General features: G+C 66.3%; 21 protein-coding genes. 9 read left to right on the top strand and 12 right to left on the bottom strand.

The window, feature by feature from the left end; translation table 11 throughout:
* Positions 1–46 precede the first annotated feature (46 nt).
* A complete protein-coding gene (locus ACYQ1Z_RS00080) occupies positions 47–505 on the bottom strand; it encodes a DUF4307 domain-containing protein (protein ID WP_459790272.1) in 459 nt (152 codons plus the stop codon).
* 113 nt (positions 506–618) lie between these two features.
* Here ACYQ1Z_RS00080 and mca point away from each other — a divergent pair, with 113 nt between their 5' ends.
* Complete coding sequence (gene mca / locus ACYQ1Z_RS00085) at positions 619–1,524, top strand: mycothiol conjugate amidase Mca (protein ID WP_459790273.1); 906 nt, start codon at positions 619–621, stop codon at positions 1,522–1,524.
* A gap of 73 nt (positions 1,525–1,597) precedes the next feature.
* Complete coding sequence (locus tag ACYQ1Z_RS00090) at positions 1,598–1,936, top strand: hypothetical protein (RefSeq protein WP_459790275.1); 339 nt, start codon at positions 1,598–1,600, stop codon at positions 1,934–1,936.
* Between the two features lie 52 nt (positions 1,937–1,988).
* Here the strand turns inward: ACYQ1Z_RS00090 and trhA are convergent, their stop codons facing one another.
* Positions 1,989–2,675 (bottom strand): PAQR family membrane homeostasis protein TrhA, encoded by a 687-nt coding sequence (trhA, locus tag ACYQ1Z_RS00095; RefSeq protein WP_459790398.1) that lies wholly within the window; start codon positions 2,673–2,675, stop codon positions 1,989–1,991.
* 206 nt (positions 2,676–2,881) lie between these two features.
* Here trhA and ACYQ1Z_RS00100 point away from each other — a divergent pair, with 206 nt between their 5' ends.
* Together ACYQ1Z_RS00100 and ACYQ1Z_RS00105 are read left to right on the top strand one after the other, a co-directional pair.
* Entirely contained in the window at positions 2,882–3,643 is a 762-nt protein-coding gene (locus tag ACYQ1Z_RS00100) for an isoprenyl transferase (RefSeq protein ID WP_459790399.1), read from the top strand.
* Positions 3,644–3,882: 239 nt separating this feature from the next.
* Complete coding sequence (locus ACYQ1Z_RS00105; RefSeq protein WP_459790276.1) at positions 3,883–5,301, top strand: PhoH family protein; 1,419 nt, start codon at positions 3,883–3,885, stop codon at positions 5,299–5,301.
* A 153-nt stretch (positions 5,302–5,454) separates the two neighbouring features.
* Here the strand turns inward: ACYQ1Z_RS00105 and ACYQ1Z_RS00110 are convergent, their stop codons facing one another.
* Both ACYQ1Z_RS00110 and ACYQ1Z_RS00115 read right to left on the bottom strand, forming a co-directional pair.
* On the bottom strand, positions 5,455–6,102 hold the full coding sequence (locus ACYQ1Z_RS00110; protein ID WP_459790278.1) for a GNAT family N-acetyltransferase: 648 nt from the start codon (positions 6,100–6,102) through the stop codon (positions 5,455–5,457).
* A 42-nt stretch (positions 6,103–6,144) separates the two neighbouring features.
* Positions 6,145–6,939 (bottom strand): hypothetical protein, encoded by a 795-nt coding sequence (locus ACYQ1Z_RS00115; RefSeq protein WP_459790280.1) that lies wholly within the window; start codon positions 6,937–6,939, stop codon positions 6,145–6,147.
* A 59-nt stretch (positions 6,940–6,998) separates the two neighbouring features.
* Here ACYQ1Z_RS00115 and ACYQ1Z_RS00120 point away from each other — a divergent pair, with 59 nt between their 5' ends.
* The gene (locus ACYQ1Z_RS00120; protein WP_459790282.1) at positions 6,999–7,538 is read left to right on the top strand and encodes a prepilin peptidase; all 540 of its coding nucleotides are present in this window, start codon (positions 6,999–7,001) and stop codon (positions 7,536–7,538) included.
* A gap of 52 nt (positions 7,539–7,590) precedes the next feature.
* Positions 7,591–8,061, top strand: coding sequence for an NUDIX hydrolase (locus ACYQ1Z_RS00125; RefSeq protein WP_459790284.1), 471 nt, complete (start codon positions 7,591–7,593; stop codon positions 8,059–8,061).
* 101 nt (positions 8,062–8,162) lie between these two features.
* On the opposite strand, the gene ACYQ1Z_RS00130 is transcribed toward ACYQ1Z_RS00125, so the two are convergent.
* From ACYQ1Z_RS00130 to ACYQ1Z_RS00140, 3 genes are all read right to left on the bottom strand, one after another.
* Positions 8,163–9,590, bottom strand: coding sequence for a class II fumarate hydratase (locus ACYQ1Z_RS00130; RefSeq protein WP_459790285.1), 1,428 nt, complete (start codon positions 9,588–9,590; stop codon positions 8,163–8,165).
* An 87-nt stretch (positions 9,591–9,677) separates the two neighbouring features.
* A complete protein-coding gene (locus ACYQ1Z_RS00135; RefSeq protein ID WP_459790287.1) occupies positions 9,678–10,292 on the bottom strand; it encodes a carbonic anhydrase in 615 nt (204 codons plus the stop codon).
* Between the two features lie 9 nt (positions 10,293–10,301).
* Positions 10,302–10,982 carry a DUF4245 domain-containing protein gene (locus tag ACYQ1Z_RS00140; protein WP_459790400.1) on the bottom strand — a complete coding sequence of 227 codons (681 nt, stop codon included), beginning with the start codon at positions 10,980–10,982 and terminating at the stop codon, positions 10,302–10,304.
* A 225-nt stretch (positions 10,983–11,207) separates the two neighbouring features.
* On the opposite strand from ACYQ1Z_RS00140, the gene glpX reads away from it, so the two are divergent.
* A complete protein-coding gene (glpX, locus tag ACYQ1Z_RS00145; RefSeq protein ID WP_200859118.1) occupies positions 11,208–12,230 on the top strand; it encodes a class II fructose-bisphosphatase in 1,023 nt (340 codons plus the stop codon).
* A 104-nt stretch (positions 12,231–12,334) separates the two neighbouring features.
* Complete coding sequence (locus tag ACYQ1Z_RS00150; RefSeq protein ID WP_459790289.1) at positions 12,335–13,378, top strand: lipid II:glycine glycyltransferase FemX; 1,044 nt, start codon at positions 12,335–12,337, stop codon at positions 13,376–13,378.
* Here ACYQ1Z_RS00150 and manA read toward each other — a convergent pair.
* Genes manA through ACYQ1Z_RS00170 form a run of 4 tightly spaced genes read right to left on the bottom strand, consistent with a single transcriptional unit; the run spans position 13,375 to position 18,045 of the window.
* Positions 13,375–14,622, bottom strand: a complete 1,248-nt coding sequence (manA, locus tag ACYQ1Z_RS00155; protein ID WP_459790291.1) for a mannose-6-phosphate isomerase, class I — start codon at positions 14,620–14,622, stop codon at positions 13,375–13,377. The two genes, ACYQ1Z_RS00150 and manA, sit on opposite strands and share 4 nt — an antisense overlap.
* 36 nt (positions 14,623–14,658) lie before the next feature.
* Complete coding sequence (locus tag ACYQ1Z_RS00160; protein WP_459790292.1) at positions 14,659–16,305, bottom strand: LCP family protein; 1,647 nt, start codon at positions 16,303–16,305, stop codon at positions 14,659–14,661.
* A gap of 10 nt (positions 16,306–16,315) precedes the next feature.
* Positions 16,316–16,900: a 5-(carboxyamino)imidazole ribonucleotide mutase gene (purE, locus tag ACYQ1Z_RS00165; RefSeq protein ID WP_459790294.1), complete on the bottom strand. Its 585-nt coding sequence runs from the start codon at positions 16,898–16,900 to the stop codon at positions 16,316–16,318.
* Complete coding sequence (locus ACYQ1Z_RS00170; protein WP_459790401.1) at positions 16,897–18,045, bottom strand: 5-(carboxyamino)imidazole ribonucleotide synthase; 1,149 nt, start codon at positions 18,043–18,045, stop codon at positions 16,897–16,899. The genes purE and ACYQ1Z_RS00170 overlap by 4 nt, the downstream gene beginning before the upstream one ends.
* 221 nt (positions 18,046–18,266) lie before the next feature.
* Here ACYQ1Z_RS00170 and ACYQ1Z_RS00175 point away from each other — a divergent pair, with 221 nt between their 5' ends.
* Positions 18,267–18,821 carry a GtrA family protein gene (locus ACYQ1Z_RS00175; RefSeq protein WP_459790295.1) on the top strand — a complete coding sequence of 185 codons (555 nt, stop codon included), beginning with the start codon at positions 18,267–18,269 and terminating at the stop codon, positions 18,819–18,821.
* A 49-nt stretch (positions 18,822–18,870) separates the two neighbouring features.
* On the opposite strand, the gene ACYQ1Z_RS00180 is transcribed toward ACYQ1Z_RS00175, so the two are convergent.
* Entirely contained in the window at positions 18,871–19,569 is a 699-nt protein-coding gene (locus ACYQ1Z_RS00180) for a TIGR03089 family protein (protein WP_459790296.1), read from the bottom strand.
* Between the last annotated feature and the right edge of the window lie 348 nt (positions 19,570–19,917).

Below are 19,917 nucleotides of genomic sequence, written 5' to 3' on the forward strand. Positions count from 1 at the left end.
TCAATCCTGTGGACTTAACCCAACAAGGAAGCGGTGCGCGTCACACTTATCCGGCCTGGCCCTCCGCTTTCCAGCAGTCGTCCACGACGCCCGACACTGAAAGCGACTCCGTTCGCAATGCCACGCGCTGCGAAACGGTCCTGCCGCCGTCGAACGCTTCTTCCGTTATGGCGGGAATGTCCACCACTTTCCAGCCCACGACCGCGTATTTGGAATCCAGTGCCTTCACGGCGCACTTCACCGTCGTACCCGGCTCGCGCGTGACCTGGAAGTCCACCTCTGCAGCGGTGGCGTCCGTGGTGCTGTAGCCGATGTCCTTGAAGGAGACATCGGACAGGGAATTGGACGTCGAAACCCAGGCCAGGAATCCTATGCCGCCGGCGAGCGCGACACCGGCAACAGTGCGCTTGAGCCCGCGCGGGAGTGCCCGCTTTTTAGCACCATAGCGATTGGCTAGGCTAGTGTCTGCGGGCGCGGATGTGGCCGGCTGGTCCGGGGAAGTCACCAGACCAGTTTAGTGCCCATTCCGCCGGCGCCGGTTCCGTCCCTGCCCGGGCGGCACCCGACCCATGTCCAGACACGCGGCAGCGCAACAGAACAATGAGGAGCCGTCCCTCCATGACAGCGTCCAGCAACCCCCCGGCACCGCTCCGGCTGCTTGCAGTACATGCCCACCCGGATGACGAATCCAGCAAGGGCGCTGCAACCATGGCCAAGTACGCCGCGGCAGGAGTGGATGTCATGGTGGCCACCTGCACGGACGGGTCCCGCGGTGACATTCAGAACCCCGCCATGGAAGCCGAGCCGCACCCCAAGCGGGACATGGCCGGTGCCCGGCGCCTTGAGATGGACCGGGCCGCCAAAATCCTGGGCATCAGGCAGCGGTGGCTGGGCTTCGTGGATTCGGGGCTCCCGGAAGGGGACCCGCTCCCGCCGCTGCCCGCCGGCGCGTTCGCAACCTTGCCGCTCCACCACGCGGCCGCCCCGCTGGTGCGGCTGGTGCGGTCCTTCAAACCGCACGTCATCCTCTCCTACGACGAGAACGGCGGCTACCCGCACCCGGACCACATCATGGCGCACCGCGTGGCCGTTGAGGCCTTTGAGGCCGCCGGCGATCCGGAGCGGTACCCGGAGGCTGGTGAAGCGTGGGAGCCCAGCAAGCTGTACTACGACCGCGCCTTCAGCCCGGAGCGGTTCAGGGCGCTGCATTTCGCCCTTGAAGAGGCTGGCCTGCAGTCGCCGTACGCCGAACGGCTCGCCGCCTGGCTCGAATCCGACGCGGAAGGGCACACACCCCCGCCGGCCGCGCACCCGACCACCACGCAGGTGGACTGTGGCGACTTCTTCGAGGTCCGCGACGACGCCCTCCGCGCCCACCGGACGCAGGTGGACCCACTGGGATTCTTCTTCGCGGTGTCGGCTGAAATGCAGCGGCGGGCCTGGCCTTGGGAGGACTACTCCCTCATCCGTTCCAGGGTTCCCTCCGAGCTCCCGGAAACGGACCTGTTTGCCGGGCTAAGATAGTACACGCCGGCCATTTTCTATGCCTCGTAGAAAATACTGCCTGCGCCACGACGTTCCACAGAAGGTATAAAACGTGCATCACCTGCTCCTGAGCCTGGCCACCACCCCCACCCCGCTGCCCACGCCGACGCTCCGGGAGGGCATTTCCGAGGACCAGGTAACGCCGGGCCTGCTGGGCTTCATCATGACGGCATTCTTTGTGGTTGCCACTGCACTGCTGATTGTGGACATGGTGCGCCGGATCCGCCGCGTGCGGTACCGCGCGCAGGTGGAGGAGGACCGCCTGGCGGCAGCGGCGGCGGCGGATGTCCAGGCGGCGGACGCCCAGGACGGCCTCGACGCGCCGGATGCAGCACGCAACGACGCCGAGGGCAACGGTTTGGCCCCGGGCGCGCCACGGACGCGGGACTAGGGCTGGTCCCTGCCGGGTCTGCGCTGCCAGCCTGGCGGGCCCGCCCCGCTGCTCAGCTGAGGATTGCAAGGGCGATCGCCGCGAAGTGTGCGGCGAAGGCCAGGACCGTGAAGGCGTGGAACAGTTCATGGAAACCGAAATGGTGGTAGCTGAAGTTTGGCCTCTTCAGGGCGTAGAACATCGCACCGGCGATGTAGAGGACGCCGCCCACGCAGACCAGGACCGCTGCCGGGATGCTGGCCTGGAAGAACTGCGGAAGGTAGAACACGGATCCGCAGCCCAGCGCGATGTAGATGGGGACGTAGAGCCAGCGTGGCGCATCCGTCCACAGCAGCCGGAACAGGACGCCCAGGATCGCGCCTGACCAGATGACCCAGAGAAGCAGAACTGCCTGCGGCCGGTCGAGGAGTGTCCAGGCCAGCGGAGTGTAGCTTCCCGCGATGACCAGCATGATGTTGGTGTGGTCCAGCCGCTTCAACACCATCTTCACGCCTGGCGACCAGTTCCCGCGGTGGTAGACCGCGCTGACACCGAAAAGCAGGACCCCCGTCGCGGCGTAGACCGCCGAGGTGATTTTCCGGTCCGCCGTGGGCGCCAACGCCACCAGCACGATACCCGCGGCCAGCGCGAACGGGGCCGCGAACGCGTGGATCCACCCCCGCCACTTCGGTTTGATCATGAGGAGTTCCGCGAGGCGGACTGCAGCCTCGTCCACGGGAGAAGGGCCTGCTGCGGGCATGTCTTCACCTTCAGGACGGGGAGCGCGCGGGGCCTCCGGGGAGTCGCTGTCCATGGATCCAGAATAACTTACGTTCCAGTAAGTTACTTGCCAGTAACACTCGGGGCGCCGCGGTTCCCGTCGGGGGCTGAACAGCCTTGGGCCGTCCGGGCGGTAGCCTAGGATGTGCAAGTACGGTACAGCGAGGAAGTCAGGTGAGTGGACGCGTGGAGTTGCCCGGGTTCCTCTACGGCTTTTACGAGCGTCGCCTGCTGAGGGACCTGTCACACGACCGCATCCCGCGCCACATCGGCGTGATGGTGGACGGCAACCGGCGCTGGGCCAAGCAGTTCAACGCCCCCACCAGCCAGGGCCACCAGGCCGGAGCCGACAAGATCCACGAGTTCCTCGGCTGGTGCCAGGAGCTCGGTGTCAAAGTGGTCACCCTGTACATGCTCTCCACGGACAACATGAACCGGTCCAGCGAGGAGCTGGACCTCCTGATGGGCATCATCGCCAACACCCTTGACCGGCTGGACGAGGACACGAACATCTCCGTCCACGCCATGGGGGCGCCGGAACTGCTGCCCGACTACCTGGCAGAACGCCTGAACAAGCTCACCGCCAGGACGCCCGTCCGCGAAAAGATCCACGTCAACGTGGCCGTGGGATACGGCGGACGGCGGGAGATCGTGGACGCGGTGCGGGAACTCCTGCACGATGCGGTCGCCAGGGGAGAAGACATCACCCGGCTGGCGGACGAACTCAGCGTGGACGACATCTCCCGGTTCCTGTATACCCGCGGGCAGCCGGACCCGGACCTCGTCATCCGGACCTCCGGCGAGCAGCGGCTCTCCGGGTTCCTTATGTGGCAGAGTGCCTACAGCGAGTTCTACTTCTGCGAGGCACTCTGGCCCGCCTTCCGCAAGGTGGACTTCCTCCGGGCCCTGCGCGACTACGCCGGCCGGCAACGGCGCTTCGGCGCCTGACATCCCCGGTTCACGGCAAGTTCACTTCAGCGCAACAGGAATCGCCGTGTAATGGTTGCGGAAATTACCCGGGGTGGATTTACGTTATATCCATCTGCAGGCAAAACCGCCGGCTGATCGGGGAGGCCAGTACATGGAGCGAAACATCGCACCGGTTGTATGGGAGGCCGGACCCGGCCTCGTGGCCGAGCCGCCTCACCAATAACAAAGCCGGGCTGGGGCCCGGGGCTGGAGTCGATGTGGCTACTTCTGAAAAACTGCACGAAGCCGTTGCCGGCCAGGCAGGAAAAGCTACCTCTCGCGCCGAGCGAGCCACTACCCAAACCGGCGCAGCAACCGATGCTGCGGCCGGTTTTGCCGTCTCCGGAAGGGAAGCCCTCATCCACACCTTCGTGATCGACACCTCCGTCCTGTTGTCCGACCCACGTGCCCTGCTCCGGTTCGCCGAACACGAAGTCATTGTCCCCGTGGTGGTCATCACCGAACTCGAAGCCAAACGGCACGACCCCGAACTCGGCTACTTCGCCCGCAAGGCGCTCCGGCTCCTCGACGACCTCCGGATCAAGCACGGCGGCCTCAACCAGCCCATCCCCATCGGCGACGACGGCGGGACGCTCATGGTCGAACTGAACCACATTTCCTCCGAGGTGCTGCCCCTGGGCTTCCGCAGCGGAGACAACGACAGCCGCATTCTCGCCGTCGCGAAAAACCTCTCCAACGAGGGCCGCGACGTCACTGTGGTGTCCAAGGACCTGCCCATGCGGGTCAAGGCCTCTGCCATGGGACTGACCGCGGACGAATACCGCAACGAACTCGTCAAGGACTCCGGCTGGACCGGTGTTGCCGAGGTGGAAGCCAACGAGCAGGAAATCTCCACGCTCTACGGCCACGAGCCGGTGTTCATCCCCGCCGCAGCCGAACTCCCCGTGAACACCGGGCTCGTCCTGCTCTCCAACCGTGGCTCCGCCCTCGGCCGGGTGGGGCCGGACAAGCAGGTCCGCCTGGTCAAGGGTGACCGGGACGTATTTGGCCTCCACGGCCGCTCCGCCGAACAGCGGCTGGCCATCGATATGCTGATGGATCCGGGGGTCGGCATTGTGTCGATCGGCGGCCGCGCCGGCACCGGAAAGTCGGCGCTGGCCCTCTGTGCAGGCCTGGAAGCGGTCCTTGAACGCCGTGAGCACCGCAAGGTCATTGTGTTCCGTCCCCTGTACGCGGTGGGCGGCCAGGAATTGGGTTACCTTCCCGGCTCCGAGTCCGAGAAGATGAACCCTTGGGCGCAGGCCGTTTTTGACACCCTCGGCGCCCTGGTCAGCCAGGAAGTGGTGGAGGAAGTCATGGACCGGGGCATGCTCGAGGTCATGCCGCTCACGCATATCCGAGGACGTTCCCTGCACGACGCGTTCGTGATCGTCGACGAGGCCCAGTCTCTCGAAAAGAACGTCCTGCTGACGGTGATGAGCCGCATCGGGCAGAACTCGAAGATTGTCCTCACCCACGACGTTGCCCAGCGCGACAACCTCCGTGTCGGACGGCACGACGGAATCGCCGCCGTCGTCGAAACCCTGAAGGGACACCCACTCTTCGGCCATGTCACCCTGACCCGTTCGGAAAGGTCCCCGATTGCGGCGTTGGTGACGGAGCTTCTCGAAGGCTAAGCGGGGCTGCCCGGGTGCCCCTTCCTCTGTGTGCTGGCTCGTTCCTCCCCACCATCCCCCTTGCCTCGCAAGCTCGGCCAGGGAACCCTGACGGCGTGGGCCCCGCCTCTGACGCACGCTGCTGGAAGGCGCACCCGGGCACAAGTCCCGGCCCTAGCGGAGGTTCAGAAATTTCGCCGCCGCCTCGTGGCCTTCGACCTTTAACTCCCATTCCGGTTTCTTGAACGTGTCGGGGGTGACTCTCACGTGCTGGACTGTTTCGGTTTTGCTGCCCCAGGCTTCGCGGGTGGTTCCGTTGAGTTCGTAGCCGAGGGAGCGGGAGACGCCCAGGGAGGCGTCGTTCCAGGTGGCTGCCTCGGAGGTGGCGGCCTCGGCGCGGAGCCAGTCGAAGGCCCAGAGGACGACGGCGGCACGCATTTCCCGGCCGAGTCCCTGGCCTTGGACGGACTGCTTGAGCCAGGAGCCCGTGCTGACCGTTTTAAGCGCGGCAAAGTTCTTTGCGCCGATATCCTGGCAGCCGATGAACACGCCGTCGTGCCAAATGCCCAGGAGCAGCGTCCAGGCTTCGGGCGTGCACTCGGCGCGGCATTTCCAGTGCCAGCGGGCCATGTTGGGGCCGAGTTCATCGTCCGGTGCTTCCGTCCACGGGGTGCTGAACGGGCTTCTGCCGGACGGGTGGATGCCGCTTCGTGCCGCCTCAAGGGCAGCCGGAAGGTCCAGGTCGGTGACGGGCCGGAGTTCCAGGCGCGGGGTGGCCAGCTTCAGGTCGAAGAGTGGCCAGACGGCGCTCATCGTAGTCATCCGCGAAGCCTAGCCGATGAAGGTCCTGCCGCCGTGCAAAGGTCAGGCGGGGATGTCCCAGCTGATGTGCCGGCGGACGTCCGTGAGGTTCATGGACTCTGCCAGGAACAAGTCATCGAGCATGTACTCATCCACGGCGAGGATGCGCAGCCAGTGGCCGTATTCGTCCGTGGCGGACTCGAGCGAATTGCTGGACACGCAGACGCCCGTTGCCCGGTCAACCCGTACGCGGGACCGGCCTGGAAGGCACAGGGGAGCGGCCGGGTCACCGGGATGGTAGGCGGCGCTGGGCACCACCACAGCCTCCAGCGCCGCCCGGCCTTCATGTTCCACGGCCCTCAGCTCCTCCACCAGCACCGGGTTGCTGCCAGGGAACTCAAGGGGAACCGGGGCGCTGCCGGCCAGTTCAACCGGATCCAGGGCCGCGGAAAAACGCGGATTGCCGAACCCGGGCTCGCCGTAAGCAGCTTCAGGCCGGCGTTTGACCAGGCCTGCGTCGTCGTAGACGGGAGTGACGAGGTGCGGCGGCAGGAGCCACGACTTCCGGGTCGCACTGACATACAGGCCGTCCCGGGAATCATTGATGCCCGCGGTGCTGTGCAGGACGAGTCCCTCCGGACTCTCCAGCCGGAGGGCGCCGGGCCGGCGCAGCCATGCCCGGACGAAGGGAGCGGCAGGGGACGGCGCTTCGGCGAACGGCTCATCCCAGTATTCGAAGCGCAGCGACTGCCATTTCCAGGGCGAGGACCGGCACAGGTTGCGGAACGCGGTGATGGGGTCTGCGGGCGCTGCGCCGGTGTTCGGATCCGGCCGGTGCCGGGCATCCCATGTCGCCATATCCACAGTTTACGCGGGGCCGGTAGGGCGGACAGGGGAATTCCAGTAGCATCCGGAGGGTGATCGGACGACTGGGCGACCTCTGGGAGCAAGCACCCCTGGCATTCTGGCTGGTGCTGGCCGCGTGCGGGTACTTCACCGTCATGGCCGTCAGGCTCACGGTGATCGATGTGCGGCACCACCTGCTGCCCAACCGGATCGTCTTTCCGTCGTATGCCGTGGCCGGTGTCCTGTTGCTGGCAGCCGCCTTTGCCGGGGCTGCCCTGCCGGCGGGTGGCCCTGGCGAAGGGCTCCTGGCCCTGCCGGCGTTCCGGGTCGTGGCCGGCGCCGCGATCCTGTGGCTGTTCTACTTTGTGCTCCGCTTTGCCTACCCGCCCGGGATGGGCTTCGGCGATGTGAAGCTGGCCGGCGTCCTGGGCATGTACCTCGGCTACCTTGGGTGGGGGCACCTCTTCGCGGGCACGTTCCTGGCGTTCCTGCTCGGCGGGCTGTGGTCCGTTGCGCTCCTGGTTGCCAGGCGTGGAACGCTGAAATCCTCAATCCCGTTCGGACCGTTTATGCTCGCCGGAGCGGCCGCGGCTATGCTGCTCCCTGCGTAGCCCAAAGCCGCGCAGGCACAAAGCCGCGCGGCCGCGGCTGTAGGCTGGCGGAATGCCTGTGCCTGAGTACATCCTGAAGTTGCGCAAGAAAATCGGCAACGACCTGCTATGGCTCCCCGGAGTCCGGGGCGTGGTGGTCGACGACGCCGGCCGTGTCCTGCTCGCCCAGCGGGCGGACAACCGGCAGTGGGCGCTGGTCAGCGGCATCCTGGATCCGGGAGAGCAACCGGCCCGGGGCCTGGTGAGGGAAATCTTCGAAGAAACCGGTGTGGTGGCGGAAGCCGAACGGGTTGTCTCTGTGGGCGCGGTGGGTCCGTTCACTTACCCGAACGGTGACGTCTGCGAGTTCCTGGACGTGGTGTTCCTCTGCAGGTATGTGAGCGGCACAGCGAGGATCAACGACGACGAATCCCTGGCGGTGGGCTGGTTCAGCACGGACGAACTCCCCGAACTCATGCCGGGCCACCTCACCAGCATCCGCCACGCCCTGGCACCCGCCGCGGATACGCACTTCGAACCCTGACAGGGGACGCGACACAACGGGACGCCGCAACCCCTAAGAGCACGACGACGGCCGGTACCTTCCGCGCGGAAGGTACCGGCCGTCGTCGTACTTATGAAGCGTTAGGCCTTGTGGGCCGGGGCAGTCATGGTGGTCACGTCAAGTGCCTTGTCGAGGTCGGCCTCGGAAACCTTGCCCTCGCCCTCGCCGACGAAACCGAGCTGCTCGGTGGCCTGGCGGATGGTCAGGCCCTCCTTGACAGCGGTCTTGGCGATCTTGGCGGCGTTCTCGTAGCCGATGTACTTGTTCAGCGGGGTCACGATCGAGGGGGAGGCTTCGGCCAGGAACCGGGCGCGCTCCACGTTGGCCGTGATGCCGTCGATCATCTTGTCCGCCATGACGCGGCTGGTGTTGGCCAGCAGGCGGATGGATTCCAGCAGGTTCGCGGCCATGACGGGGATGCCCACGTTGAGCTCGAAGGCGCCGTTGGTGCCGGACCATGCGATGGCAGTGTCGTTGCCGATGACCTGGGCGGCCACCATGATGGAGGCCTCGCAGATGACGGGGTTGACCTTGCCGGGCATGATCGAGGAGCCGGGCTGCAGGTCCGGGATGGCGATTTCACCAAGGCCGGTGTTGGGACCGGAACCCATCCAGCGGAGATCGTTGTTGATCTTCATGAACGAGATTGCGATGTTGCGCAGCTGGCTGGACGCCTCGATCAGGCCGTCACGGTTGGCCTGTGCCTCGAAGTGGTCGCGTGCCTCGGTCAGCGGCAGGCCGGTGTCCGTGGCCAGCAGCTCGATAACGCGCTCCGGGAAGCCGGCGGGGGTGTTGATGCCGGTGCCAACGGCCGTGCCGCCCAGCGGAACCTCGGCAACGCGGGGGAGCGAGGCATTGATGCGCTCGATGCCGTAGCGGACCTGCGCCGCGTACCCGCCGAACTCCTGGCCCAGGGTCACCGGGGTGGCGTCCATGAGGTGGGTGCGGCCGGACTTGACGACGTCCTTGAACTCAACGGCCTTGCGCTCCAGCGACTCTGCCAGGTAGCCCAGGGCGGGGATCAGGTCGTTGATCAGCGCCGAGGTGGCAGCCACGTGCACGGACGTGGGGAAGACGTCGTTGGAGGACTGCGAGGCGTTGACGTGGTCGTTCGGGTGGACCACCTTGTCGCTGCCGGCGGCCTTCAGGGCGCGGGTGGCCAGCTCTGCCAGGACCTCGTTGGTGTTCATGTTCGAGGACGTACCGGAACCGGTCTGGAAAACGTCGATGGGGAAGTCGCCGTCGTACTTGCCGGCGGCCACCTCATCGGCTGCGTCGGCAATCGCCTTGGCCAGCTCGCCGTCGAGCACGCCCAGTTCTGCGTTGGCCTGGGCTGCGGCCTTCTTGACCCGGGCCAGCGCCTCGATGTGGGTGCGTTCCAGGGTCTTGCCGGAGATGGGGAAGTTCTCCACTGCCCGCTGCGTCTGCGCGCGGTACAGTGCGTTCACGGGGACGCGGACTTCGCCCATCGTGTCATGTTCAATGCGGAACTCTTCAGTGGAAGTCATGGGGCTAGCTTATGGCGCCCGGGCGCCCCACCGAAAACCGTGAAGGGGGTGCTACGGGGCCCTTGCCGGGCCCCGTAGGGGCGGCCTCTAGAGCTCGCCGATTCCGGAAACAAGGTTGGCGCGGCCCTCCGCGAGGCTGTAGGACAGGCCGATGACGGCCGTGCGGCCTTCCTCGATTGCGTCCGAAATCACACGGGAACTGTCGGCGAGCCGCTGCGACGTCTGCTTGACGTGCTCGACGACCATGTCGTTCACTTCGGTTTCGTCGTTGCGAAGTGACGTGAGGACGGACGGGGTGATGCGCTCCACCAGGTCGCGGATGAAGCCCGTCGGCATCTGCCCGGTCTCCACGGCGGACTTGGTGGCGCTGACGGCACCGCAGCTGTCATGGCCAAGGATCACGATCAGCGGCACGCCAAGCACGCCCACGCTGTACTCGAGGGAGCCGAGGACGGCGTCGTCAATGACCTGGCCGGCGGTGCGCACCACAAAAACGTCGCCCAGGCCGACGTCGAAAATGATCTCGGCGGCGAGGCGGGAATCGGAGCAGCCGAAGATGACGGCGAACGGGTGCTGGTTCTCCACCAGGGAGGAGCGCCGCGACGCATCCTGGTTCGGATGCGACGTTTCGCCGCTGACAAAGCGTTCGTTTCCTTCGCGCAGTCGGCGCCAGGCAAGTGCAGGAGTCAGGTAAGTAGCCACGCGACTACGTTACGGTGCGGCGGCGGCCGGGGGTGAAACTGTGACGGCAGGGCTGCTTTCCATGGATTTCACGACGGCGTCCGCGAGGGTGGCGAATTCGTCCAGTTGGGCGGCGCCGGACAGGATGACGGTGGTCCCGCGGTAGTCCAGGACCATGGATTTCTCACCCTTGCCGGTGTCCCGCAGCTCCCACTCCCGGCCGCCGGCGTTCCGCGAACCGGTAACGGGCGCGTTACGCGTCTGCTGCAGCAGCCAGGTGGGGTTGGCCTTGCTCGTCTGCACCAGCGCAATGAACGAGTTCTTCGGCGTCAGGAAGCCCACCTCCCACGTGGGGACCCCGCTTCCGGTCCCGGCCTCCCAGCGCGCATAGTTGGCGCGGAAGGCACCGCCGGTCTCCGGCGCGACAGGTGTGAATCCCGCCACATCGGCCGCGTTCCGGGCGGTGGCCGCTACATCGACGTCCGGGTTGTACCCGTCGGTCTTCGGCAGCGGGTTCATGAGGATGATCGGCAGGAACGCCGCGATGCTCACCACGAGCGCGATGATCATGCCGATCACCGAAGCGTTGGCACGTTTGGCGGCGGCGGCCGGAATGACAGGCTTTACCGGGGTTTCCCCGGCCGGTCCGCCAGCGCCCGTGCTGCCTGTGGATCCGGCCGGCTCGGGGCTGGGACTGGTCTTTTCCTGCATGTCATTCACCCCTCTATAGTCGCGCATTGGCGCGCGCAACTTCCATTCGGCCGGTTCCACCCCCTGAATGGCAGAGTCCGCGCACATTGCGGCTGTGCGTCATCCGCCGTCCGGCAGGCGGCGCCACGACTATGATCGGAAGTAGAGGAATCACCGCCAGTCCGTTCCGGCCGGCGGGTTCAATGATCGCCACTCGAAGAAGAGGTTCACGTGTCACCAGCGTCCATGACCCAGAAGTACTCCACGATCTCGCCGTCCCTTGCGGTGGGCAACGACGAACCGGACCGCAACCTTGCCCTCGAACTTGTCCGCGTCACCGAGGCTGCCGCCATCGCCGGCGGCCACTGGGTGGGTTTTGGCGACAAGAACACGGCAGACGGCGCCGCCGTCGACGCCATGCGCTCGTTCCTGCAGACCGTCCACTTCAACGGCGTTGTGGTCATCGGTGAAGGCGAAAAGGACGAAGCGCCGATGCTGTTCAACGGCGAACGCGTGGGCGACGGCACAGGCCCCGAGGTGGACGTCGCAGTGGACCCCATCGACGGCACACGCCTGACCGCCCTGGGCATCAACAACGCCCTTGCCGTCCTTGCCGTTGCGGAACGCGGCTCAATGTTCGATCCCTCCGCCGTCTTCTACATGGAGAAGCTCGTCACTGGCCCCGAAGCCGCCGACATGGTGGACCTGCGCCTGCCGGTGAAGCAGAACCTGCACCTGATCGCCAAGGCCAAGGGCGTGAAGGTCAACCAGCTCAACGTCATGATCCTGGACCGCGACCGGCACCGCCCGCTCGTGGAGGAAATCCGCGAGGCCGGCGCCCGCACCAAGTTCATCATGGACGGTGACGTTGCCGGTGCCATTGCCGCCGCACGTTCCGGCACCGGCGTCGACGCCCTCATGGGCATCGGCGGCACCCCGGAAGGCATTGTCGCTGCCTGCGCCATCAAGTCCCTGGGCGGCGTGATCCAGGGCCGGCTGTGGCCCACCAGCGATGAGGAGAAGCAGAAGGCAATCGACGCCGGGCACGACCTCGAGCGTGTCCTGTCCACCAACGACCTCGTCTCCAGCGATAACTGCTACTTCGCAGCCACCGGCATCACCGACGGTGACCTGCTGAAGGGCGTTCGCTACTCCAAGGACAAGGTCCTCACCCAGTCCATCGTGATGCGCTCCAAGTCCGGCACCATCCGCTTCGTCGACGGCGAGCACCGCGCCGACAAGTGGGAAGGCTACGCCCGCAAGAGCTGACCCTCAGCCGCGGCAACGCCGCCACAGCCCCGGAACGCACACGGCCTGTCATGGCAGTGTGTTCCGGGGCTCCGGCGTTTAATGGCTGGTATAGGGTTTAAGCCATGATTCCTGCTGTTGTGCCCTGTACTGACCGCGCCCTCTGGGACCAGACCGTCGACACATTCAAGGGGCATCCGCAGCAGCTCTGGGGCTGGGGCGAGACCAAGGCGATGCACGGCTGGTCCGTGGACCGGGTGCTGCTCGAGGACGGCGGCGCCACAGTGGGGGCCGCACAGCTGCTGGTCCGGCAGTTGCCCTTCCCGTTCCGTGCCCTGGTGTACATTCCGCGCGGGCCCATGTGCCAGGTGGAGGACACCCAGGCCGTCCTGAACAGCCTCGCTGACCACGCCGCGCAGCGCCACCGCGGCGTGGCCCTGAGCATCGAGCCGGACTGGGACCGTGACTCCGCCTACGCCGGGGCCGTGGCCGGAGCCGGTTTCCGGGAATCCGGCAACACGGTGCTCATCCCGCGGACCCTGATCCTGGACCTCGGCCGAAGTGACGACGACCTGATGGCGGACATGTCGAAGTCCACCCGCGCAAACATCCGGAAGGCCATGCGCAGCGACGTGGAGTTCCGCAAGGTCAAGAACGACTCCGAGCTCGAGCAGGTGCTCGCGGTCTACCACGAGACCGCGGAGCGGGCCGGCTTCGGCATCCACGAAGACCAGTACTACCGCGACATCTTCCGGAACCTGGGCGACGGTTCGCCCGTCATCGGCGCGTTCGACGGCGAGCAGTTGCTGGCGTTCGTCTGGCTCGCCCGGAGCGGCTCCACGGCCTTCGAGCTGTACGGCGGTGTCTCAGCGGAGGGCCAGAAGCAGCGCGTGAACTACGGCGTGAAATGGGCGGCGCTGCAGGCAATGCGTGAGGACGGCTGCTCGAGGTACGACTTCAATGGGCTGCTCAACGACGGCATCTCCGACTTCAAGAAGCAGTTCGCCAAGCACGAAAACATGCTCCTGGGGACCTGGGAGAAGCCGCTGTCGCCCTTCTATCCCGCCTATTCCAGGGCGATGCCACTGGCGCGGAAGGGACTCCAGACCGCCCGGCGGCTGGCCAGGACCGCCGCCGGGCGCGTCCGTTCGGTGCTCCGGCGCGGCTAGAGCCCGGTAGTCACCGCGAAGGCCAGCGCAGTTTCCTCGCTGCCCGCCACCGGGTGCACATTGACCGGGGCCTCGGCGGCGGCGAGGAATGCGCTGCCGCCGCGGGCCAGCTGCAGGTCGCCTTTCGGGGAATCCAAATAGACCGAGCCCGAGACCACGACCACCACGGCCGCGCCTGACTGCGCAAGCGGGACGGGCCCGCCGTCGGGAGCGAGCTCGATGCGCTGGAGTTGGAACTCCTCGAACGGCGGCCGGTAGAGCTCCTGGTCCAGGACGGTATTCCAGGCAGCCAGCCTTGGGACCGCCACAGGGTGGAAGTCGATGGTGTGCAGCAGTTCCGGGACATCGATGTGCTTGGGGGTCAGCCCTCCGCGCAGGACGTTGTCCGACGACGCCATCACCTCCACGCCAAGCCCGTGCAGGTACGCATGCACGTTGCCCGCGGGCAGGTAGACGGCCTCGCCAGGCTGCAGCGAGACGCGGTTGAGGAGCAGGGAGATCAGTACGCCGGGATCGCCCGGGTACTTCTCGTTGAGGCTGACCACAGTTCCGAGCTCTGCCTCGAACGGTGCGAAGGAGCCGTGCGCGAGCAGGGCGGCCACCACCTGCGCGGTGGCACCGGCCACCGTCTGGCCGCCGGTGATCAGCCGTTCGAAGGCCGTGCGCAGTGCCGCCTCCTCGTCGCTGCCGTCCAGGTCGGACAGCAGGGCCGGGACCAGGTCGGGGACCGGGGCTTCAACCGCCTCAAAGGCTGAGGCCACGTGCTGCAGGATGTCCCTTGCCGAGCCGGCGGGCCGGAAGCCACACAGCGCCTCAAACGGCGTGAGGGCGAAGATCATTTCCGGCTTGTGGTTATCGTCGCGGTAGTTCCGCGTGGCGGCATCTGCGGCAACGCCGGCCGCATTCTCCCGGGCAAAACCGGCCTTCGCCTGCTCCAGGCTGGGATGGACCTGCAATGACAGGGGCTGGGCTGCCGCAAGGATCTTGGCGAGGAACGGAAGGCGCGGGCCGAAGCGCGCCACGGACTCCGCGCCCAGGAAATGCTCCGGGTCCCGCGCGATCAGGGCGTCCAGGGGAGTTTCGGTGCCGTCCTCCGGAACGTGGGCCACCGACGGGGAATCCGGGTGGGCGCCGATCCACATTTCGGCCTCCGGGCGGCCGGATTCAGGCCGTCCCAGCAGGGAAGCTATGGCCGTGGTGGATCCCCAGGCGTAGTCCCGCAGGACGTTGTCAATCTCGTACAAAGCCGGTTCCGTTTCTATGGTCTGGTTGCGGAAGGGTCACAGCGCGGCGCACTGGCCATTGGTGGCGACCAGCTGGCGGATCGCTTCCTCGTCGCCGGCGCGCTTGAGGTCATTCAGCAGCTCTTCGGTGATCGGCTCACCGTCGGGCGTGGTGGTGACGGGGACGAAGTCCGATGGCGTGGGCTGCTGCGGTGCGCCGCCGCCGGCCAGCACGGTGGCGGGGGAGTACCCAGCCGCCTGGATGTGCCCGGTCCCGGCGGCCTGGGCCACCATGGCGTCGTCGGGGATACCGGCCGACTGGGCGCCAGCGGCGGACGCCGACGCCAGCAGCTGGTCCACGCGTTCGTGGAGTTCGTCGAAGTCGGGCACGGTCGAGAAGGAGGCGTCGAAGTCCGGCGGGCCAATGGTGAGCCGCTTCACGTCCTGGCCTTTCGCCTTGATGGCGAGGTCCAGGAAGCTGCCCAGCTGGGCGGAGGAGATGTTGGAGTCCACGACCTTGGTGCCCGCGTTGGCGATGTCCTCGAACTTGGCCAGCAGCGTGGCAGGGTCCAGCTGCTTGAGCATGGCCTGCTGGACACACTGCTGGCGCTGGATCCGGGCGTAATCGTCGACGTATTCCCGCGAGCGTCCGTACCAGAGGGCCTGGTCGCCGTTGAGCGTTTGTTCGCCCGCCGGGATCCAGCCCAGGGGCATGCCGTGCGTCTTGGTTGCCTCATCGAAGTAGCCGCTCATGGGAACCCAACCGCCGGCCTTGATCCTGATGCCGCCCATGGCGTCGATCAGTGTCGAGAAGCCTTCCATGTCCACCAGGACGTAGGCCTGGATGGTCATTCCCAGGGTTCCCGAGACAGCTTCCATGGTGGCCTGGGCTCCGGGATCGGCCACGCCGGGGTAGAGGTCCGCATACTCATTGGTGACCTCGGTGTTAATGGCGTTGATCAGGCATTCGTCGCCGCAGTCGTAACCGTCCGGGTAGATGGCGCGCATCGGCGAGTCCTCGCTGAACTGCGCGTTCTGGAAGTTCCGCGGAACGGAAATGATCGCCGTCTGGCCGGTTTCGGCGTCGACGCTCAGCACGGAGAGACTGTCCGGCCGCCGGCCGGTGCGGTCATCGCCGGCGTCGCCGCCCATCATCAGGAAGTTGTAGCGTCCGTCCACCGGGTCGATGGACGGGCCGGAGGAGAAGATGCTGCCGATGGCGTTGCGGCTGACGTTGAGCAGGTACGCGGCATAGCCGAGCGAGCCGCTGCCAACCACGAGGGCCAGGACAAGGCTGATGACGACGGCGGGACGCGCCTGCGGTGCCAGGAGGACGGGACGGATCAGCCGCAGCGTGTTGATGAACAGGACCGCCCAACCGGCAGCGAGGGCTGCGAGCACGATCACGATGGCCAGCGATGCGAACGGATTGGTGATGATGCTGATCAGCAGCGGGCGGTTGACGAGCAGCAGGAGCAGCGCCAGCAGTGCTGCTGCCCAGGCACAGAGCGTCACGCGCAGGGCGGCCCGGCCCAGTTTCCTGTCGCCGGCCACCAGTTGTGCGCTTCCCGGGACCAGGAGCGTCATGAGGACCAGCACGAACCCGCGCTTGGTCCGCACCGGGGCGGAAGCGCTGACCGGGTACCGTACGGGGTCGGTCAGCGCTGTGTCGGTGGCGGACTGCGGGACTTTGCTGCTGGACATGCCCCCGGACCTAACGGCTGCCCCGCAGGGAGCCGTTACCGTCCGCGAAGACCTCGCTGACCTTTTGCCTCAGGTTGGCCCCTTTGCGGCTGGCGACGGCGTTGAGGTCGGCCGCGAAATCGATCAGGTCGGTCCGCAGCGAGGCGGCGAGTTCGTCTGTTCCGGACGCAAGCATGCGGACGGCAAGGAGCCCCGCGTTGCGTGCCCCGGCAATGGAAACCGTGGCGACGGGCACACCGGCAGGCATCTGCACGATGGACAGCAGCGAATCCATGCCGTCGAGGGTCTTGAGCGGGACGGGCACCCCGATCACCGGGAGCGGTGTGACGCTGGCAAGCATGCCGGGCAGGTGTGCGGCGCCGCCTGCACCTGCGATGATCACCCGAAGGCCGCGCTCGTGCGCCGTCTGGCCGTAGCGGATCATCTCCGTGGGCATGCGGTGGGCGGAAACCACGTCAGCTTCGAAGGGGATGCCGAACTCTGCCAGGGCGTCCGCCGCGGCCTCCATGACGGGCCAGTCCGAATCGGAACCCATCACGAGTCCGACCAAGGGGCTGGCCGGTGTTCCGGCGGCGGGGGTGGCTGGGGCGCTCATGCGTTCTCCTCGAAAGTTTGGGGCGCCGCTTCCGCTGATGCCCGGCCGTCACGGATGATGCTTGCCACCATGGTGGCACGGCGCCGCACCGAGTCGACGTCAGCGGTGGAGGTGCCGACCAGGTTCACATGGCCGATCTTCCTTCCCGGCCGGACGGACTTGCCGTAGCAATGCACCTTGGCGCCCGGTTCGCTGGCCAGGGCTTGCGGGAACGCGGAGTAGAGGTCCTGGTTTTCGCCGCCGAGGAAATTCTTCATGACGGTGACGGGCGCCAATGCGTCGGTGGCCCCGAGCGGCAGGTTCAGGACGGCGCGCAGGTGCTGTTCGAACTGGCTCGTTACCGCGCCGTCCTGGGTCCAGTGCCCGGTGTTGTGCGGGCGCATCGCCAGTTCGTTGATCAGGAAACCGGCACCGGAACCGGGCGTCTCGAACAGTTCGACGGCGAGCACACCGGTAACTCCGAGTTCGGCCGCGATCCTGAGTGCGGCATCCTCGGCCGCGGCTGCCACCTCGACCGGGATGTCCATGGCCGGGGCGATTACTTCGTCACACACGCCGTCCACCTGGATGGTGTGGACCACTGGCCAGGCCCGGGCTTCGCCGTCGGGAGTCCTCGCCACCAGGGCGGACAGTTCCCTGGTGAAATCGACTTTCGCCTCCGCCAGCAACGGGCTCATGGCCGCGAACCAGTCCGCGGTGCCGGCTGCTTCCCCGGCCGAACCAACAATCCGTACGCCTTTGCCGTCATAGCCACCGCGGGGCGTCTTCAGCACGACGGGCCATCCGGTTTCGTCGCCGAATGCGACCAGGGCCGGAACGTCTTCCACCGACGCCCACGTAGGGTTGGGAAGCTCAAGCCGGTCGATGGCGGCCCTCATCACGAGTTTGTCCTGCGCGTGCACCAGGGCGTCGGGTCCCGGCTGGACGTTGACGCCGGCCTCCTGCAGTGCCCGGAGGTGGCTTGTGGGTACATGCTCGTGGTCGAACGTCATAACGTCCAGGCCCTCGGAGAATTCGAGCAGTGTCTCAAGGTCCTTATAGTCGCCCACGGGCGAGGACGAGACTGCAGAGACAGCGGACACGTCCCCGCTCTCCGCCAGGACGCGCAGTTCGAAGCCAAGGGCAGTTGCTGCAGGGGCCATCATTCGGGCTAGCTGGCCGCCGCCAACCACGCCTATTACTGGAAAAGTCACATCTGCCAGCCTACCGAAAACCGCCCGGGATCCCGCCTTCTGCCGCCCGGGGGGATGAGTTTGTCAGCAACGGCAGCTCCAGGCCCACTGTATTAGGGGGCTGCTTCAAGGTTAAGGAGGCTAAAATGGCCTCTGGCCACGTGGCCCACAGTTACTGACGGCCATGGAGGGTCATGATTACAGCGCTTGCAGACCGCATCCGGGGGCTCGCCTCGCTCTTTTGGCGTGAGGTGGCCAAATTCGGAGCTGTGGGCGGTGTGGCGTTCGTCATCGACAACGGCATGACGTACTACCTGATGCACGGCCCCATGTCCGACAGCGAAGCAAAGGCCAGGTTTGTCGGGGCGTCGATCGCGACGGTATTTTCCTGGATCGCCAACCGGTTCTGGACCTTCCGGCACCGTCGCCAGGATAACGTCCTCCGCGAATTCCTGATGTTCATCCTGATCAATGGCATCGGCATCGGTATTTCCACGGGATTCACTGCGCTGGCCAAGTACGGGCTGGGGATCACGGATAAGAACATGTTGTTCTTCGCCGGGGTGTTCGGCATTGTGGTGGCCACCGTAGTCCGCTTCTTTGCCTACCGGTTCCTGGTGTTCAACAAGGAACTGGACGAAGAGCCGGAGTTCTCGCATGACCACGAACTCATCGAGATCCATCACCACAAGGAGCGCGTGTCCACGGGGGAGCGGGAGCCTTCCCAGGACGGGCCGGCCCAGCTCTAGGAGTCCACTCCATCCGCAGGCTCCCGGCCCCTGATGGGGCCGCGGGACCTCAACGGCCGTGGATGCGCTCAGCCGCCAGGAGCTTATCCGTCAGCTGCACGTCAGGGTGGGTCATGACAACGGACCCGTTCTGCTTCCATGCGCCCAGCGCGTTGGCCAGCGCTGATTCAAGCCCGTCCGCAGCAGGGATATGCAGCCGCACTCCCTCTTCATGGGAAACCGCGAAGCTTTCGAGGAGTTCCCGGTGCAGGTGCTCACGGCCTTCCCGGTCCACGATTGCGCAGGCCGAGGGTTCGGCGGCGGTGTGCTGCATAAAGACGTCCCCGTGGCTGCGGACCTCCGCGGCATAATCGATGCAGCCGGGGGCAAGCCCGCCCGGCCAGCCCATGGCGAGGGCCGGCAGCGCTACGGCGATAACGGCGTCGTATTGTCCGTCAGCTGACTCCGGCTCCGCAGTGACGAGGAAGTCGCCTCCATTGCCACTGAGGACCACCTCAAGCCCCAGCTGCCAGGCGGAGAGCGCCCACACGGCGGCCTTCCAGTGCGCGGGAAGGCCCAGGCGGAGGCGCATTCCGGGAGCTGCGTCCAGCTCGTCCTGCAGCAGGTTGCTGGTCTTGGCTACCCAGTTGTCCAGCACCCTGCCCGAGAGTTCCACCCGTTCCCCTTCGGGGCCGTACCAGGTGAGCCGGGGAGCCGTGGAATTCCCCGAGCGGAGGCTGGCCGTAAGATCAAGCGCCGGTGTAGTCATGGCTCCATCCTGCCACCGGAGGGGAGCGGGGTCACCCGCCGGCAAGCTTCCAGATGAGCAGCCGCCGGTCTTCTGTGAGATTTATCACATGCGATGCTAAGCGTGCTTGCTATTTTTTTGGATTCCGGGTATTTTCCCGCCATTGCGGCATTTTTGGCCCTGCGGCGAAGGCTGGCGCCCGTTACAGGCCCCGTTCGTCCGGATGTGGACCAAAATTCCCGGGCGTGGCGTGCGCGGCGATGCGCGGTGCCACTGATTATTATCCCGGCGACGGCTTGACTCGCCCTAGTTACACACGTGTAATTAGGTATCTAAAGCGATTGCGTAAATACCGGCACACAACCGAGG

Source organism: Arthrobacter sp. AD-310 (assembly GCF_054656615.1).

Coding starts and splice junctions, on each gene's coding strand:
- ACYQ1Z_RS00110 (WP_459790278.1), bottom strand. CDS start 6,102: ATGACTACGATGAGCGCCGTCTGGCCACTCTTCGACCTGAAGCTGGCC.
- ACYQ1Z_RS00140 (WP_459790400.1), bottom strand. CDS start 10,982: ATGCAGGAAAAGACCAGTCCCAGCCCCGAGCCGGCCGGATCCACAGGC.
- ACYQ1Z_RS00125 (WP_459790284.1), top strand. CDS start 7,591: ATGCCTGTGCCTGAGTACATCCTGAAGTTGCGCAAGAAAATCGGCAAC.
- mca (WP_459790273.1), top strand. CDS start 619: ATGACAGCGTCCAGCAACCCCCCGGCACCGCTCCGGCTGCTTGCAGTA.
- trhA (WP_459790398.1), bottom strand. CDS start 2,675: ATGCCCGCAGCAGGCCCTTCTCCCGTGGACGAGGCTGCAGTCCGCCTC.
- ACYQ1Z_RS00160 (WP_459790292.1), bottom strand. CDS start 16,305: ATGTCCAGCAGCAAAGTCCCGCAGTCCGCCACCGACACAGCGCTGACC.
- ACYQ1Z_RS00150 (WP_459790289.1), top strand. CDS start 12,335: ATGATTCCTGCTGTTGTGCCCTGTACTGACCGCGCCCTCTGGGACCAG.
- ACYQ1Z_RS00115 (WP_459790280.1), bottom strand. CDS start 6,939: ATGGCGACATGGGATGCCCGGCACCGGCCGGATCCGAACACCGGCGCA.
- ACYQ1Z_RS00175 (WP_459790295.1), top strand. CDS start 18,267: ATGATTACAGCGCTTGCAGACCGCATCCGGGGGCTCGCCTCGCTCTTT.
- purE (WP_459790294.1), bottom strand. CDS start 16,900: ATGAGCGCCCCAGCCACCCCCGCCGCCGGAACACCGGCCAGCCCCTTG.
- ACYQ1Z_RS00180 (WP_459790296.1), bottom strand. CDS start 19,569: ATGACTACACCGGCGCTTGATCTTACGGCCAGCCTCCGCTCGGGGAAT.
- ACYQ1Z_RS00130 (WP_459790285.1), bottom strand. CDS start 9,590: ATGACTTCCACTGAAGAGTTCCGCATTGAACATGACACGATGGGCGAA.
- glpX (WP_200859118.1), top strand. CDS start 11,208: ATGACCCAGAAGTACTCCACGATCTCGCCGTCCCTTGCGGTGGGCAAC.
- ACYQ1Z_RS00170 (WP_459790401.1), bottom strand. CDS start 18,045: ATGATGGCCCCTGCAGCAACTGCCCTTGGCTTCGAACTGCGCGTCCTG.